The 16,700-nt window shown below is 63.9% G+C and carries 16 protein-coding genes; 12 read left to right on the plus strand and 4 right to left on the minus strand.

Features of this window, described 5'->3' with window-relative positions:
- Position 1: 1 nt before the first annotated feature.
- Both mnmC and NCR98_RS13605 read right to left on the minus strand, forming a co-directional pair.
- Positions 2-1,807, minus strand: coding sequence for a bifunctional tRNA (5-methylaminomethyl-2-thiouridine)(34)-methyltransferase MnmC2/FAD-dependent 5-carboxymethylaminomethyl-2-thiouridine(34) oxidoreductase MnmC1 (mnmC, locus tag NCR98_RS13600; protein ID WP_250526420.1), 1,806 nt, complete (start codon positions 1,805-1,807; stop codon positions 2-4).
- A 68-nt stretch (positions 1,808-1,875) separates the two neighbouring features.
- Positions 1,876-2,901, minus strand: a complete 1,026-nt coding sequence (locus tag NCR98_RS13605; protein ID WP_250466218.1) for a DedA family protein/thiosulfate sulfurtransferase GlpE — start codon at positions 2,899-2,901, stop codon at positions 1,876-1,878.
- 299 nt (positions 2,902-3,200) lie between these two features.
- On the opposite strand from NCR98_RS13605, the gene NCR98_RS13610 reads away from it, so the two are divergent.
- Positions 3,201-3,479 (plus strand): HU family DNA-binding protein, encoded by a 279-nt coding sequence (locus NCR98_RS13610; RefSeq protein WP_008352404.1) that lies wholly within the window; start codon positions 3,201-3,203, stop codon positions 3,477-3,479.
- A gap of 144 nt (positions 3,480-3,623) precedes the next feature.
- Here NCR98_RS13610 and NCR98_RS13615 read toward each other — a convergent pair whose 3' ends face one another.
- Positions 3,624-4,832, minus strand: coding sequence for a GTP-binding protein (locus NCR98_RS13615; protein WP_250526421.1), 1,209 nt, complete (start codon positions 4,830-4,832; stop codon positions 3,624-3,626).
- 182 nt (positions 4,833-5,014) lie between these two features.
- Positions 5,015-5,461, minus strand: a complete 447-nt coding sequence (locus NCR98_RS13620; RefSeq protein WP_250492851.1) for a lytic transglycosylase domain-containing protein — start codon at positions 5,459-5,461, stop codon at positions 5,015-5,017.
- Between the two features lie 624 nt (positions 5,462-6,085).
- On the opposite strand from NCR98_RS13620, the gene gspD reads away from it, so the two are divergent.
- The 11 genes from gspD (at position 6,086) to NCR98_RS13675 (ending at position 16,700) form a co-directional block, all read left to right on the plus strand.
- Positions 6,086-8,509, plus strand: a complete 2,424-nt coding sequence (gene gspD / locus NCR98_RS13625) for a type II secretion system secretin GspD (RefSeq protein WP_250492893.1) — start codon at positions 6,086-6,088, stop codon at positions 8,507-8,509.
- Positions 8,506-10,017, plus strand: coding sequence for a type II secretion system ATPase GspE (gene gspE / locus NCR98_RS13630; RefSeq protein WP_370652050.1), 1,512 nt, complete (start codon positions 8,506-8,508; stop codon positions 10,015-10,017). Before gspD ends, gspE begins: the two co-directional genes overlap by 4 nt.
- Before the next feature lie 5 nt (positions 10,018-10,022).
- The gene (gene gspF / locus NCR98_RS13635; protein WP_250492852.1) at positions 10,023-11,240 is read left to right on the plus strand and encodes a type II secretion system inner membrane protein GspF; all 1,218 of its coding nucleotides are present in this window, start codon (positions 10,023-10,025) and stop codon (positions 11,238-11,240) included.
- The gene (locus NCR98_RS13640; protein ID WP_244826641.1) at positions 11,240-11,653 is read left to right on the plus strand and encodes a type II secretion system protein N; all 414 of its coding nucleotides are present in this window, start codon (positions 11,240-11,242) and stop codon (positions 11,651-11,653) included. The genes gspF and NCR98_RS13640 overlap by 1 nt, the downstream gene beginning before the upstream one ends.
- A gap of 117 nt (positions 11,654-11,770) precedes the next feature.
- Positions 11,771-12,229 carry a type II secretion system major pseudopilin GspG gene (gene gspG, locus NCR98_RS13645; RefSeq protein ID WP_244826642.1) on the plus strand — a complete coding sequence of 153 codons (459 nt, stop codon included), beginning with the start codon at positions 11,771-11,773 and terminating at the stop codon, positions 12,227-12,229.
- A 13-nt stretch (positions 12,230-12,242) separates the two neighbouring features.
- Positions 12,243-12,725: a GspH/FimT family pseudopilin gene (locus NCR98_RS13650; RefSeq protein WP_244826643.1), complete on the plus strand. Its 483-nt coding sequence runs from the start codon at positions 12,243-12,245 to the stop codon at positions 12,723-12,725.
- Entirely contained in the window at positions 12,725-13,111 is a 387-nt protein-coding gene (gene gspI / locus NCR98_RS13655; RefSeq protein ID WP_244826644.1) for a type II secretion system minor pseudopilin GspI, read from the plus strand. Before NCR98_RS13650 ends, gspI begins: the two co-directional genes overlap by 1 nt.
- The gene (locus NCR98_RS13660) at positions 13,089-13,760 is read left to right on the plus strand and encodes a PulJ/GspJ family protein (protein WP_250526422.1); all 672 of its coding nucleotides are present in this window, start codon (positions 13,089-13,091) and stop codon (positions 13,758-13,760) included. The genes gspI and NCR98_RS13660 overlap by 23 nt, the downstream gene beginning before the upstream one ends.
- Positions 13,757-14,869, plus strand: coding sequence for a type II secretion system minor pseudopilin GspK (gspK, locus tag NCR98_RS13665; RefSeq protein WP_244826646.1), 1,113 nt, complete (start codon positions 13,757-13,759; stop codon positions 14,867-14,869). Before NCR98_RS13660 ends, gspK begins: the two co-directional genes overlap by 4 nt.
- 17 nt (positions 14,870-14,886) lie before the next feature.
- Positions 14,887-16,200 (plus strand): type II secretion system protein GspL, encoded by a 1,314-nt coding sequence (gene gspL, locus NCR98_RS13670; protein WP_250526423.1) that lies wholly within the window; start codon positions 14,887-14,889, stop codon positions 16,198-16,200.
- Positions 16,197-16,700, plus strand: a complete 504-nt coding sequence (locus tag NCR98_RS13675; RefSeq protein WP_244826648.1) for a type II secretion system protein M — start codon at positions 16,197-16,199, stop codon at positions 16,698-16,700. Before gspL ends, NCR98_RS13675 begins: the two co-directional genes overlap by 4 nt.

Below are 16,700 nucleotides of genomic sequence, written 5' to 3' on the forward strand. Positions count from 1 at the left end.
ACTACGTTGCTTCGAATTGACCGTGACGCAGCGCTCGCAATAAAAAGCGCGCGGGATCGATCGACTCGGCGAGTTCGCGTTCGATGACCCAAGGTTCGCCTTCGATCTGCGAGACGATGAGTTCCGCGGCGAGCGTCGCCCAGACGAGCCCGCGCGAACCGAAGGCAAACGCGCCATACAAACCCGGCATGCGCGGCAGGTCGAGCGGCCACGCGCCTTTGAGGCGGGCGGCGTCGGCGCGCGCGGCGGCTTCATCGGCGAACTGGCCGATCATCGGCATGCGGTCGCTCGTCACGCAACGGAACGCGACGCGGCCTTGCTTCACATGCGCCGTCGCTTGCAGTGCCGGAAGCATGGCTCCAACGCGCTCGATGTTTTCCCGATGCCCTGCGTCACGAACTTCGATATCGGGATCGTCGATGTCATAGGTCGCGCCGATCAGCGTGCCTCGTTCGCCCAAAGGCACCGCATAACCTTCGCCGATGACGGGAACGCGCAATCCATCGAGCGTGGTGCTGTCCAGGATGCTGAGTTGTCCGCGCACGCTGCTCGTCGTTGCATCATCGAGATGTGCGAGTCGCGCAGCTTCATGCGCGTTCGCCAGCACGAGAATCGGCGCTCGCGCGACCTCCGCGTCGTGCGTGTCGAAGACGCGCCAGTTGTCACCATCACGTTCGATGCGCGCCACTTCCGTGTTCATTCGCGTCGTTAGCGCGGCGCCGGCATCGGCAAGCTGCGCCGCGCAGACCGATGCCGGCGAGATCGCGCCGCCGTGCGGGAAGAACCATCCGCCGCGCGCGACATCCACGCTTGCGATACGCGATGCATCGGCGCTGGATACCGAACTCACGTAGTCGCGCGGATACGCGAAACGGGCGATGGCGTCGGCGATCGCGGCGGCGTCTTCGGGCGTGTCCGCGATTTGCAGCAAGCCATCGCGGCTACGTTGCAAGTCGTATGAGCGCGCTTCGAGCGCTTGCCACTGACTCAGCGCGAACAAAAAGCCCGCACGGGTGAGCCGCGCGGCGACGCTGTCATCGCGCCAGACGATGGGATGAAACACGCCAGCCGGATTGCCCGACGCGTCGCGCGCGGGCAGCTCGTGCCGGTCGATGAGCGTGACATGCCAGCCGCGCGCCGCGAGACGCGATGTCATTGCAGAGCCCGCGAGTCCCGCGCCGATCACGATGGCTTCGCGCGACTGGACAGCGGACGCGCACGGCGGTTCGTGACGACGCACGCGCCAGCGCGGGGCGAAGCGCGCGCTTCGGTCGTCGGCACACGTGAAACCCGATGCCTCCAATGCGCGTCGAAGCGAGGCGGCGTCCGCGATGTTCGTCGCCGATACGGTTGCATCGTCGCCCGCGAGCCGCGCGATCCCCTTGCACAACCATTGCGGATTGTCGAAGGCGGCGGCGTCGAGATGGAAGGCATCGGCGCGCAGCCACAGTCTCGACAGCATGTCGTTCGCATCGCCGATGGCGAGGGTCAGCACCACGCGCCCTGCATCGAATTCGAGCCGATGCATGCCGGAGACGCGCATCGGCCAGGCGTTTATCAGTGCGTCCGCGAGCGGGTCGCCGTTCTTCGACGGCGCTGCATCGAGCGCATGCAACGGCGCGATCACGACTACATGCAGACGTTCGCAACGCGCGTTGTCATCGCGCCAACGTCGCCAGATGTCGAGAAAGCGGTTGGTGTGCGCGAATTGCGTATCGACGAAAGTAAAGACGCGCCGATGCCGCCAGCGCGCGGGAAGATCGTGCAGCTCGAAAAGCTTGTCCGTAGGCAACGATGATTCGGTCATGCGAAAAAGGGAAGGGAAGCGAAGGCGTCCGCTATACCGGACGAAGACGGCAAGACATCGAGCATGTACTAGACAGACGGCGCTTTGGCCGCATGCAAGGCGTTGGGCATCGTGCCTTCGAGCGCAATCGGTTCGACCGCGTGACCGGCGGCGCGCCATGCTTCGAGACCGCCGAAGAGCGGCGCGACATCGTCGAAACCATGCGCGATCAGGTCTTTTGCCGCCAACGCCGCGGATACTTCGTTCGGACAATCGCAGTAGGTCACGATCTTGAGATCGCGCTCGATGCCCGCAAGCTGCGCCGCGATGCCGCCGTGATCGAGCAGCAGCGCGCCCGGAATGGCATACGGGTCCATCGCGCGACGCTCGCCGCGACGAACATCGATGACGAGCGGCCGTGGTTCACTCGCAAGCAACGCGCGCAACTCCGCAACCTCGATGCGCGCCATGCGCAGGCGTCGCAACAACGTGACGCGCCGCCACCAGCGCGCGCCGAGATATAGCGCGAGCACGACGACCGCGATTGCCAGGACGCCGCGACCGAGCCAGTCGAGCAGGGCGAGCGCCTTATCGACGAGATCGGCGAACATCGCGCCGAACGTCACGCCGAGTCCCGACCAAAGAATCGCGCCGAGTGCGTCATAAAACAGAAAGGTGCCGAAGCCGACGCCGGTCGCGCCCGCCACGGGAATGGCCAGCGTTGAAAGGCCGGGGATGAACTTGGATACCGCGAGAATACGCACGCCGAAGCGGCCGAAGAAGTCGAGACTGCGGTTCACGCACGTGTCGCGCGAGATGGAAAGCTTGCACAGAACGCCCAGCACGCGGCTGCCATAACGGCGTCCGAGCCAGAACCAGAGTGTGTCGCCGAGCAACGCGGCGGTGCTTGCGACTACCACGATAGCGACGAGCGGCGCGAATGCGGAGGCGGGAAACATGGCCGTGAGACCGCTTCTTCCGAGGCTCGCGGTGACTGCGATGGCGCCCGTCAGAACCAATGTGGGCAAGGCTGGCAGCGGCAGACCAAGGCATTCCAGCAGAACGTTGGCAAAAACCAACGGCAGCCCGTATTCGATGATCAGCTCGCGTAGCATGGACCGCACCCCGGAGTTCTATGCTCAAAAAAACCGCCCGCAAGCCCGGAAAATATAAGGGTAAATCTTTGAAACCCTTGTCCTGATTGGGTTTGCGCTGCGCTATCATACCAAGCGCCGCGTATAGAGGCGGCGCGAGGGCAATGAAGCGAAGCATGGCCGTAGAAGTGGCGCGAAAGAACGCCAGTTCGTCGCAAAGGCGCGCCGGAAGGCCGTCCCTACTCGACTGCACGGCCCGCGCACGTATAATCGGCGCGTTCGCGCTGTTCGTGTCAACCTAAACTGATAAAGGAACCTTAATGAACAAACAGGAATTGATCGACGCCGTAGCCGCTCAGACCGGCGCAAGCAAAGCTCAAACCGGCGAAACGCTGGACACCCTGCTCGAAGTGATCAAGAAGGCTGTCTCGAAAGGTGACGCAGTGCAGTTGATCGGCTTCGGCAGCTTCGGTTCGGGCAAGCGCGCAGCGCGCACCGGCCGTAATCCGAAGACGGGCGAGTCCATCAAGATTCCGGCCGCAAAGACGGTGAAGTTCACGGCTGGCAAGGCATTCAAGGACGCAGTGAACAAGCGGTAAGTTTCTTGCCGATTGTGGCGCTACGCGCTCTTAGCGCGGCGCCTCGGAATCAGGTTAATCCGCGTGCGCGCAGACAGACCGCAGCAACACATAAACCCGCCTTCGGCGGGTTTTTTTTCGCGCGCTCGACTCGTGCGGTTTGGCTTAGTGCGTGTGGCCGTCGCAGCCGCAATCCGGACCGTGCTCGTGATCGTGATCGCCGTGTTCATGCTCGTGATCGTCGATATCCCATGCAGGAAACGGATCGTTCAGATGCCGCCAGCCGTCCGAGCCGAGCAGCCATTCCTCGTCGGTGAGCAGGCATGCATCGAAGTTGGCGTCCCATGCCGCCACGTCGAGATCGAGGCCGATCAGCACCAGCTCTTGCCTGCGATCGCCAACGCTGTTGTCATCCGGGTCACCGAACCATTCCGCGACGATATCCGCTTCGAGCTCGGGATCGTCCGTTGGCCATTCGCTGCGATCCTGCGCCGCCCACCACACGCCCGCCGGACCATGCCGCAGCGTCCCGCCCGCTTGCGACAACGCCCCGCCCACTTCGCTTCTCGTGGCGAGCCAGAAGAATCCCTTGGCGCGCAACACGTCCGTCCATTCGCGATGCAGCAGTTCCCACAGTCTTTGCGGATGAAAAGGCCGGCGCGCGCGATAGACGAGATGCCCGACACCCGACGCATCCGGCTCGCCGTTCGACGGATGCTCGTCGTTGAGAATCGCGAGCCAGCCAGGCGCGCTTGCCGTGTTGTCCAAATCGAAGCGGTTCGTATCGAGCACGTCGGCTATGGGCGCCTTGCCTGACTGCGTCGGCACCTGAAGCGCGCGCGGATTGAGCGCATGAAGAATGCTCGCGAGCGTTTCGAGCGCCTCTTCGTCGACGAGGTCGATCTTGTTGATCACGATGACATCGCAGAATTCGATCTGCTCGATGAGCGACTCGACCACCGTCCTGCCTTCGTCGTGCGCGTCATCGTGCGATGCAAGGCCGCGTTGCGCGAGCGAATCCGTCGATGCGTAATCGCGCAGGAAGCTCGCCGCATCGATCACGGTGACGAAGGTATCGAGCACGGCCTGACCGCCGAGCGTCGCTTGCTCGTCGTCGCCGAAAGCAAGTTGCTCCGCGATATCGAGCGGGTTCACGAACGGCGGCAGCTCGACGACGATCGCATCGAATCGCTGCTGTTCGGCAAGCGCTGCGATGTCTCGCTCGATTGCTTCGACCGGGTCCGCTTCGTGAGCGACGCTAACGGCGCCAACGCGCACGCCTTCGTCGTTGGCGAGCATGGCATTGACGAGCGCGGACTTTCCCGCGCCGGTGAATCCGGAAATCACGGTGATTGGGAGTGGCGTTGAGTTCATTGCGATGATGACCGGCGAGCGGCATTTGGGAGGCAGGCGGACACGCGGCAAACGGCAAACCCGCGCACAGGCGAAGCGACACGCCGGACAATGGTCAACGGTGCGCGCTGTCGGAGAAGGGATTTTGCATCAAATGCAGATGAAAGGCGCAAGGACGCAAGCGCCTGAGCGCCGGGCCGAACTTACTTGGAAGCCTGAAGCAACTTCCAGCGACGCAGGATATCGATGATCTGCGAGGAATACTTGTCGCGCAATGCGGGTGTTTCGGAATGGTAAGCACCGACGGCCTGCCATGAATTGCCATACTTGTTCATCTTCTGGCGCAGATGCCATGCGGCCACGTACACGGCCTTGCACGGTTCCATCAACGTGCCGCTGGAGATACCGTATTGAGCCAGCGTGTTGAGATGAATCGAGTTGATCTGCATCAGACCGTAGTCGGTCGAGCCGTTGGCGTTCTTGTTGATGGCGTCGGGTTTGTTGTGCGATTCCTGCCAGGCGATGGCGCGCAAGATGAGCGGATTGACCTTTTGATACTTCGCTGCCTCGTCGAAGCAGTCGGCGTGTGCGGAAGCAGCCGCGAGCATCACGCCGCCGGCCATCGCAAGTAATCGCAGGAATCTCTTCATCTTCTTTCTACTCCATCCGCCCACGCGGAAAAGCGTCACGCCGCCATTTCGGCGACCGGGCGCCTAACGTCATTCATCCGCGTCGGCGCCAGTCAAAGCACGCTCGCAGTCGTATGGCATCGGGAAAACCCACCCCCGATGTCGCCGCCCGGAATGCGGAACCGCCCGTATCATACCCGCTGAAGTTTGACGCCATAAGTTAGCCACCAGACATACACCCCGGCGAGGGCGCGCCATAGGTCAGCCGTTTTCCGCCAGCCGCGCGGCGGAAGGCGTTCTTAAACGTCTGAATAATAAGACTTCGAGTCGGGTTACAATTCGTCTCCCGCGCGCATGGGCCAGCCTGTGAAGGCTTCACAGGCGGTTTATCGGCAAGTTCGTTGAAAGCTTGAGAGCGGCGGAATTCAGTAAGCGAAGGCGGCTAGAGAAAATTCTGGTCTTGAACGATTTTTTGAATAATTTCGTTACGCGTTGCTGCTATCGTCACAATTTTTTGAAATGATCGTCGCCCGGGCAAGCTAGCCCGGAAACGATCGGCGGCGCCTCTGCTTGACGAGCGGTGCTGCCTTAGCGGGCTTTACCCGAGAAGTTCGCTTAGACAACACATTCATGAGAAGACAACCTATCGCACTGCGTCGCATCGCGACGGCACTGCTGGCGGCGGGACTTATCGTCGCGCAAGCCGCGCACGCGCAAGTGACATTGAATTTCGTCAACGCCGATATCGACCAGGTCGCAAAGGCGATCGGCGCCGCCACTGGCAAGACAATCATCGTCGATCCCCGGGTGAAGGGGCAGTTGAACCTCGTCTCGGAAAATCCGGTACCCGAGGATCAGGCGCTGAAGACATTGCAAGCCTCACTGCGCATGCAGGGTTTTGCGCTGGTGCAGGATCACGGTGTATTGAAAGTCGTGCCCGAGGCCGACGCCAAGCTGCAGGGCGTGCCGACCTATGTCGGCAACTCGCCTGCCGCGCGAGGCGATCAGGTCATCACGCAGGTGTTCCAGTTACGCAATGAATCGGCCAATAACATTTTGCCGGTGTTGCGCCCGCTGATCTCGCCGAACAACACCATCGCGGCCTATCCCGGCAACAACACGCTCGTGGTCACCGACTACGCCGACAACGTGCGGCGGATCGCCGGAATCATCGCGGGTATCGATACCGCCGCCGGGCGCGAGGTGGACTTGGTCCAGCTGAAGAACGCGAACGCGATCGACGTGGCCGACCAGATGAACAAGCTGCTCGACCCCGGCACGATCGGCAGCACGGACGCCACGCTCAAGGTCGTCGTCACCGCCGACCCGCGCACCAACTCGCTCATGTTCCGCGCTTCCAGCAGCGCGCGGCTCGAAGCCGCGAAAACGTTAGCGAAGAAGCTGGACTCGCCGACTTCGCAGCCGGGCAACATGCACGTCGTGGCGTTGCGCAACGCCGACGCCACGCGTCTTGCCAGAACCCTGCGCGGCATGATGGGCAAGGGCAACGGCAGCAGCAACGACAACTCGTCGAGCAATTCGAACTCGAACTCGTCGAATTCGTTCGGCCAGAGCGGCGGGCTCGGCAATTCGTCGAACTCCACCGGCACGTCGGGCGTGCCGCCGTTGCCAGGCGGTTTTGGCGGCAACAGCAGTTCGGGCAGCGGCAGTAACCCGATGTCGGGTTCGGGCGGCAATCGCGACAGCGGTTTCTCGTCGAACAAGGACAGCGACAACGGCAACGACTCGGGCGGCGGCATGATCCAGGCGGATTCGGCGACGAATTCGCTCATCATCACCGCAGCGGACCCGGTCTATCGGAACCTGCGCGCCGTGATCGACCAGCTCGACGCGCGCCGCGCGCAGGTCTATATCGAAGCGCTGATCGTCGAACTCTCGGCCACCACCGGGGCCAATCTCGGCATTCAATGGCAGGGTCTGCTGCTTTCGAACGGCGGCAACAACGCGGTGTACGGCAGCACGAGCTTCGGCTCGGGCAATACCAACATCTTCGATTTGACCGTGCAGGGCGCAGCCGTCGCGCAAAACACGTCGGCGATCACCGCTTCGACGGGTCTTTTGGCGAACGGCCTGAACATTGGCTTGCTGCACCGCTTCGGCAATCTGTTCGGTCTCGGCGGTCTCTTGCAGGCGTTGTCCACGTCCGCCGACGCCAACATCCTCTCCACGCCAAACCTGATCACGCTCGACAATGAGGAAGCGAAAATCGTCGTCGGCCAGAACGTGCCGGTGGTGACGGGCTCCTACGCCACGCCGACCGCCAACGCCGCGACGTCGGTGACGGCGTTCAACACGTTCGACCGCCGCGACGTTGGCGTGACCTTGCACGTCAAGCCGCAGATCACCGACGGCGGCGTGCTCAAGATGCAGATCTATCAGGAAGATTCGAGCGTCGATGCCACGACCAAGACCGATCCGGGCGGCGTGACCATCAACACGCGCTCCGTGCAGTCGACTATTCTCGCGGACGATGGCGAAATCGTCGTGCTGGGCGGCTTGATGCAGGATCAGTACAACAATAACAACAGCAAGATTCCGCTTCTGGGCGACATCCCGTTCATCGGCAGCCTGTTCCGCAGCGAAAGCAAGACGCGCACGAAGACCAACCTGATGGTGTTCCTGCGCCCAGTGATCGTGCGCGATCAGGCGACGGCTTCGCAGATCGCCAACACGCGCTACGACTACATGCGCCAGCAACAATACGGCTCGACCACGGACAACCGCCTGATTCGCGATCAGAACGTGCCGGTCATGCCGCCGAAGCCGCTTGGACCGAGCGAAGGCGGTGGCGCCCCGGCCCAGAATCTGCTGGACTGGAGCAACCTGACGCGCGGTACGCCGAGCACGACGCTGCCCCAGGACCCGAACGCGGGTCCCGCGCCGCAGCCGTATCAGCAAGCGCCGCAGCGTTCGGAGTTGCCGCAGCCGCAGCAGCCGCCGTACGGCAATGCGCCAACCAATTACGCGGTGCCCAACAATCAGCCGAGCACCACGCCGCTGGATAACAGTTCGAACAATTCGAACAGTTCGTCAGGAGCACGGCCGTGAATACGCTGAACGCCGAAGCCGATCGCACGAATCTCGCCCACAACGCTGAAGCGCCGGCCGCAGCGTCGCCGCTCGCGGCCAGGCTCGTGCCTTACAGCTTCGCGCGAACCGGGCAGATACTGCTCGCGCATCAGCATGCGGACAACATCGAGGTTTGGATCAGCGAGCGCACGTCCGACGCCGCGCTCGCGGAGGTCGCGCGCAATTTCGGCGCGCTGTCCATCCAGCGCAAATCCGCCGATGAACTGGCCGCCGCCATCAATTCCGCCTATGCGCGCAACGACGGCAGCGCGGCGCAGGTTGTCGGCGAAGTGGAGGGCGAAGTCGATCTCTCGCGCCTGATGCAGGACATTCCGGAAGTCGAGGACCTGCTGGAATCGGAAGACGACGCGCCGATCATCCGCATGATCAACGCGCTTCTGACGCAGGCGGCGCGCGAACAGGCGTCGGACATACATATAGAGCCGTTCGAGAACGCGTCGGTCGTGCGTTTTCGCGTGGACGGTACGTTGCGCGACGTCGTGCGCCCGAAGAAAGCGCTGCACGGCGCGCTGATCTCGCGGATCAAGATCATGGCGCAGCTCGATATCGCCGAAAAACGTCTGCCGCAGGACGGGCGCATTACCTTGCGCGTGGGCGGGCGTCCCGTCGATGTGCGCGTGTCGACGCTGCCGACCGGACACGGCGAACGCGCGGTGCTGCGTCTGCTCGAAAAAGACGCGCAACGCCTGAATCTCGAAAAGCTCGGCATGGCGCGCGACACGCTCGTCAACTTCGACAAGCTGATCGGCCGTCCGCACGGCATCGTGCTCGTCACCGGGCCGACGGGCTCGGGCAAGACCACGACGCTTTATGCGGCCATGTCGCGGCTTGAGACCACCACCACCAACATCATGACGGTGGAAGATCCGATCGAATACGACTTGTCGGGTATTGGCCAGACGCAGGTGAACGAGCGCATCGGCATGACCTTCGCGCGCGCGCTGCGTTCCATTTTGCGGCAGGACCCGGACATCATCATGATCGGGGAAATTCGCGACCTGGAGACGGCGCAGATCGCGGTGCAGGCGTCGCTCACGGGTCATCTGGTGCTTGCGACCTTGCACACGAACGACGCCGCTTCGGCCGTCACGCGTCTCACCGATATGGGCGTGGAGCCGTATCTGCTCGCATCGTCGCTGCTCGGCGTGCTGGCGCAGCGGCTCGTGCGGCAACTGTGTCCGGTGTGCAAGGAAGAGCGCGTCGAGGAAGACGGCGTGACGCATTGGCATCCGGTGGGCTGCGACCGCTGCGGCCAGTCGGGTTACGCAGGACGCCGCGGCGTCTACGAACTTCTGCTGATGGACGATGAAATCCGTCCGCTGATCCACCGCAACGCCGCCGATGCCGAAATTCTCGCGGCGGGCCGCAAGCAAGGCATGCGCACGCTGCGCGAGGACGGCAACCGCTGGCTGGCGACCGGCGTGACGTCGCTCGAAGAAGTGCTGCGCGTGACGGGCGGAGATTAACGCGTATGCCGGCTTTCCGTTTCGAAGCGATCGACCACGCGGGCAAGACGCAAAAGGGCGTGCTCGATGCCGACAGCGCCCGCGCCGCGCGCAGCCAGTTGCGCACGCAAGGTCTGACGCCGCTTATCGTCGAGGCGGCGGGTACGCGGACGCGCGGCGAACGGCAGCAACGCCTTTCGCTCGGGCGTCGTCTGTCGCAGCGCGAGCAGGCCATTCTCACGCGTCAGCTCGCGAGCCTCTTGATCGCGGGTTTGCCGCTCGGCGAAACGCTCGCGGTTCTGACCGAGCAGTCCGAGCGCGATTACATCCGCGAACTCATGGCCGCGATTCGCGCCGAAGTGCTCGGCGGGCATTCGTTCGCCAATGCGCTGGCGCAGCATCCGAAAGACTTCCCCGAGATCTATCGCGCGCTCGTCGCGGCGGGCGAGCATACCGGCAAGCTGGGTCTCGTGCTCTCGCGTCTCGCGGACTACATCGAGCAACGCAACGCGCTGAAACAGAAGATCATTCTGGCGTTTACGTATCCGGGTATCGTGACGATCATCGCGCTTGGCATCGTCACGTTTCTTTTGAGTTATGTCGTGCCGCAGGTCGTGAACGTGTTCGCCAGCACCAAGCAGGCGCTGCCCGTTCTCACCGTGATGATGATGGCGCTCTCCGCGTTCGTGCGGAATTACTGGTGGGCCATGCTGGTCGGCGTCGCGCTTTTCGCGTGGATCGTCAAGAGCATTCTCGCGCGGCCCGGGCCGCGCATGGCGTTCGACCGCTGGCTGCTCACCGCGCCGCTCATCGGCAAATTGGTGCGCGGCTATAACACCGTGCGCTTTGCCAGCACGCTCGCCATTCTGACGGCCGCCGGCGTGCCGATCCTGCGCGCGCTGCAGGCCGCGGGCGAAACCCTGAGCAACCGGGCAATGAGCAATAACGTCGACGACGCCATCGTGCGCGTGCGCGAAGGTTCGTCGCTGTCGCGCGCGCTCGGCAACACGAAGACGTTTCCGCCCGTGCTGGTGCATCTGATCCGCTCCGGCGAAGCCACCGGCGACGTCACCACCATGCTCGATCGCGCCTCCGAAGGCGAAGCGCGCGAACTCGAACGTCGCACGATGTTCCTGACGAGTCTGCTCGAACCGCTGCTCATTCTGGCGATGGGCGGCGTCGTGCTGGTGATCGTGCTCGCGGTGATGCTGCCGATCATCGAACTGAACAATCTGGTGCAGTAATGAACAGCCTGCAAATTCGCCTGATATCGCTCGCCGCCCTCGCGCTCTTTTGCGTGACCGTGACGTACTGGGTCGTCACGCTGACCTCGCGGCAGACCGCGCCCTTGCCCGCTGCCGCCGCCACGCGCACGCCGTCGGTGGAACAGGCCGCGACTATTTTCGGCGGACAACTGGAACGGCAAGCGAATCAGGATGTGCATCTGTTCGGCATCCTGGCCCTGCAGCACGGCGCGGCGGCTATCGTCAGTTATGGCGGCGAGCCGGCCCGCGCGATCTCGCTCGGCGGTCCGCTCACGCAAGGCGTGAAGCTTTCGGAAGTGCGCGCGCGTTCGATCATCATCGATCGTAACGGCTCGAAGTCGGAGATCTTCCTGCCGCAGATGCCTCCTGGACCGACGATCTACGTGCGCTAAAGCGCCGCGCGGCGGGTTCGTTCGCGTGTTCATGCGAACGCGCTCGCTAGAATGCTCGGCGGGAATTTTCAATAACAGCGGGCGCAAGCCCCGGATTCATATCAAGAGGTAGTAGTCATGCAATTGTGGACACAACGCCGCATGAACGTTGCAAAGGCGCGCCGTCAGGGCGGCTTCACGCTGATCGAAATCATGGTGGTGATCGCCATTCTCGGCATTCTCGCCGCGCTTATCGTGCCGAAGATCATGAGTCGTCCGGACGAGGCGCGCCGCGTCGCCGCGAAACAGGACATCGGCACCATCATGCAGGCGATGAAGCTGTATCGCCTGGACAACGGCCGTTATCCGACGCAAGAGCAGGGTTTGCGCGCGCTGATCGAGAAGCCGACCACGGAACCGGCGCCGAACAACTGGAAGGACGGCGGCTATCTGGAACGTCTGCCGGCCGACCCGTGGGGCGCGCAGTATCAATATCTGAATCCGGGCGTGCACGGCGAAATCGACGTGTTCAGCTACGGCGCGGACAACAAGGCGGGCGGCGACGGCAACGACGCCGACGTCGGTTCGTGGCAGTAATCTCATCGAAGGAATGATCGTGGGCAGGCGCGATATGCATAGAGGCCGTGAAGCAGGCTTCACGCTGCTGGAAATGCTCGTCGTGCTGGTGATCGCGGGTCTGCTCGTGTCGCTGGCTTCGTTGCAGCTCACGCGCAATCCGCGCACCGACCTCAACGAGGAAGCGCAGCGTCTCGCGCTCCTGTTCGAATCCGCGGGCGACGAAGCGCAAGTGCGCGCGCGGCCCATCGCGTGGCAGCCTTACGACGGCGGTTTTCGCTTCGATATCCGCACCGAGGACGGCTGGCGTCCGCTGCGCGACGATCTGCTGCGGCCGCGTCCGTGGGAAGGCGGCGTGACGAGCGCGACGATCCAGTTTCTCGATTCCGACAAGTCGGCGAGCCGCCTCGTCTTCGGCACCGAAGCCATCGACACGCCCATGGAAGTCACGCTCGTTTCGCCGGCAGGGCGCGCGACCATCGTCGGCAGCGGCAATGGCCGCTTTCAGGTGCGGTGATGTGCACCCGGCGGAAGGAACGCGGCTTCACGATGATCGAAGTGCTGGTTGCGCTGGCGATCATCGCGGTGGCGCTTGCCGCGTCGCTGAGGGCGGTCGGCGCGATTGCCAACGGCGAGGCGGATTTGCATCGGCGTCTGCTTGCCGGCTGGAGCGCGGACAACGAACTCGCGCAGATTCGGCTGGCGCACACGTTCCCGGAGATCGGCTCGCGCACCTTCGAATGTTCGCAGGGCAACCTGAAGCTGGTCTGCACGCAGCGCGTCACCGCGACGCCCAACCCGATTTTCCGGCGCGTCGAGATGTTCGTCACGACGCCGGGCCGTTCGGGCTATCTCGCGCAAATGGTCACGGTGGTGGCGAATGAAACGAACCGCTCCCTCTGACGCCGCGAGGCAGCGCGGCTTTACGCTGCTGGAAATGCTGATCGCCATCGCCATTCTGGCGGTGATCGCGGTGCTGTCGTGGCGCGGGCTCGACTCCATCATCCGCGCCCGTGCGACCATCACCAATTCGATGGAAGACGAGCGCGTGGTCGCGCAGTTGTTCGACCAGATGCGTATCGACGCGCGTCAGGCCGCCACCGACGACGAAGCGGGTCAACCCGCGGTCTCGATCGACAACGGCTCGCTGCAGATCGTGCGCGGCATGTTCGCGGTCGGTGCGCCGCCACGCTTGCAGGTGGTGCGTTACCGTTTGTCGGACGGACGCATCGTGCGCTTCGCGTCGCCGCCGCTCGCAAATGTGGGCGAAGTGCGGCGCGCGTTGTCATCGAGCGATACGGCGGACGGCTGGAACGCGGTGCAGTTGATGGGCGGCGTGGCTTCGCTCGCCTCGCGCCTCTATATTCCGCAGAAAGGCTGGACCACGAGGATGAACGACGTGTTCTCGCAGATCAACGAGAACGACAACAACCTGAAGGTGCCGCAGCTCGGCAACGCGCCGCTGCCGCGCGCGGTTTCGGGAATTCAGGTGGCGGTCGGCGCGCGCAATCTCGCCGTGCCGATCACGCGTGTATTCATGGTCGGAGAATGACGATGCGCGCCAGAAGCCGGAAAGAACGCGGAGTCGCGATCATCAGCGCGTTGCTGGTGGTCGCGCTGTCGGCCATTCTGGTGTCGGGCATGTTGTGGCGTCAGCAGGTGCAGGTGCGTCGTATCGAAAATCAGCGGCTGCTCGCGCAGGCGCAGTGGATTTCGCGTAGCGCGCTCGACTGGACGCGCCTCATTTTGCGCTCGGAAGCCGATACTTCGCCGACCGTCACGTATCTCGGCGGCGTGTGGGGTGTGCCCATCGCGAAGACGAAGCTGTCGGACTTTCTCGGGCAGATCGGTGAAGTGCGTTCGCAGGAAGGCGCGCAGACGTTTCTGTCCGGATCCATTGAAGACGCGCAGGCGAAGTTCAATCTGCGCAACCTCGTGTCGACGCCAACGCCGGGCGTACTGACCATCAACGTCGAACAGATTCAGGCGTTCCAGCGGCTGCTTACGCTTCTCGGCATCAACGGGTCGCTCGCGAAAACGGTGGCGCTGCAGATACGCGCGGGTCTCGCGCGGTCCGCGACGCGTTTTCAGACGCAAACGGGCAACAGCACCACGACGAGCACGACCACGCCGGAAGCGACCATCGCGGCGATTGCGCAGGGCGGCGGCACGGGCGGCGGCAATTTCACCGACGATCCCGGCCTGAAGGACGCGGATACCGACGCGCCCGTCGCGCCCTTGCAGATGATCAGCGTCGACTCGCTGCTCGACGTGCAGGGTTTCTCGCCGGAAGCCGTCGCGAAGCTCAGGCCGTTCGTCACCGTTCTGCCGACGACGACCGCCGTGAACATGAACACCGCGCCCGCCGAAGTGGTCGCGGCCGTGGTGCCGGGAATGAATCTCTCGCAGGCGCAGGCGTTCGTCGCGCGCCGCGAGACGGTGTTCTTTCACGATACCGGCAACGTGCAGCTCGCGCTCACCGGCGCGGGCGTGAAGACCGCGACATCGATCGATCCCAGCGAGCTCGATGTCACCACACGCTATTTCGTGATCCGTGGGCGCGTCGAACATGAGCGCGCGCAGCTGGAGCGCTCGACGCTCGTGTACCGCGATCCGACCACGCATACGACGCGCATCGTCTATACGCGCGACGCGCTTTAAATGAGAGGAAGTGGCCTTTGAGCACACTGATCGTTCTACTACCGCCGCGCGATCCGGCGGTGCGCTCGGAAGAGTGGCATCTGCCCGACCTGCCGTTCGTGCTGCTCGACAAGCGCGGCGAAACTCAGCGCGCTGGCCGCGCCTCGCTCGGCTTGCTGCCGCGTGCGAACGCGACCGTGCTGATCGTCGCCGCGCGCGACACGCTGCTGCTCGCCGCGCAAGTGCCGCCGCTGAAGGGGCCGCGCTTGCGTCAGGCGCTGCCGAACGTGATCGAGGATCAGGTGATCCAGGACGCGCAGACTTGCCATATCGCCGTCGATCCCGTCGCGCTCGCCGATGGCCGGCGCGTGCTCGCGGTCATCGATCGCGGCTGGTTCCGCTTCGTGCGCGAGGCATTCTCTGGCGCGGGGCATCGCAATGTGAAGGCGGTGCCCGCCATGCGTTGCCTGCCGATTCCGTCCCGCGAAGCCGATGAAACGCTTGCCGCGCCACCGTTCGTCGCCGGACTGCTCGGGCATGTGGTTTCGACCGCGCCCGCGCTGATCGGCGAAGTGGCCGCGCCGGCCGCGCTTGTCACGCCGCGCATGGAAGTGGCGATTGCGCGCGGCGAACACGCGGCGCTCGGCGAGGGACTCGCCTTGCCGTCCGACTCCATAGCCGCGACGCTCGACGCTCTCGCGGGCGATCAGCCGGTCACCGTGTATTCGCTTCTCGATCTTCCGGGCGACGAGCCGCGTCTCGCATCGTCGCGGGCGGCGGCGAGCATCGTCGGCGCAGAGCCGCTCGCGTTCGAGTCGCTCGCACGCAATGCGCTCGCGAGCCGCTTCGATCTGTGCCAGTTCGAGTTCGCCGCGCAGCCGTGGCGGCTCGACCGCACGACGATGCGCCGTCTGCGCGTGCCGATCGCGCTCGTGGTGGCGTCGATCGTCGTGTCGATCATCGGGATCAACGTGCAGTGGATTCAGCTTGCGCGTCAGCGCGACGCGATCAGCGCGCAGATGACGGAGTTGCTGCTCAACGCCTTCCCTAAAACCACCGTCGTGCTCGACGCGCCCGATCAGATGACGCGCAATCTCGATCGTCTGCGCGTGGCGTCGGGCGAGCTGTCGCCATCGGATTTTCTGACACTCGCCGATGGCCTCGCGCGTTCGCTCGGGCCGGTGCCGGTGAACGGCATCGCGGGGCTGGATTATCGCGATCGGCATCTCGAAGTGACGTTCAAACCAGAGACGAAGGTCGACGGCGATCTTTCCCGGCGTCTCTCGGCGAACGGGCTGAACGGTGCAATCGACAGCAACACGGGTAAGTGGACGATCAGGAGCGGTCAATGAAAGCGGAACTCGGACGTTCGCTCGGGGAGTTTTGGGAGGCGCGCACGGCACGCGAAAAGGCCCTGCTGTTCTGGGGCGGACTGGTTCTCGGACTCGCGCTCGTGTATCTGGTGCTGTGGGCGCCTGCCTTCGAAGGACGCGGCCGCTTGCGCGACACGCTGCCCGCCATGCAACGCCAGCTCGCGACGATGACCGCGCAAGCCAACGAGGCGCGCTCGCTCGCGGGCAATTCGGATAGCGTGACGCCGACGGGCGGCGCCTTGCGCGATGCGCTCACCAAGTCGCTGGCGGACAGCGGCATGCAGGCGACGCAGGTGCAGGTGATCGGCGCGGCGGTGCAGATTCAGTTGAAGAACACGTCGTTTCCGAACTGGACGCTGTGGCTCGACGACGCCCGCAAGCAGTTCAAGGTGCAAGTGTCGGAGGCGCATGTCACGGCGCTTCAGCCGGATGGCCAGGTGGATCTGACGGCATCGCTGCAACCGGCGAGCGTGAAGTGA

Origin of the sequence: Caballeronia sp. GAWG2-1 (assembly GCF_023631405.1) — a bacterium.
In the GTDB taxonomy this organism is placed as follows: Bacteria; Pseudomonadota; Gammaproteobacteria; order Burkholderiales; family Burkholderiaceae; genus Caballeronia.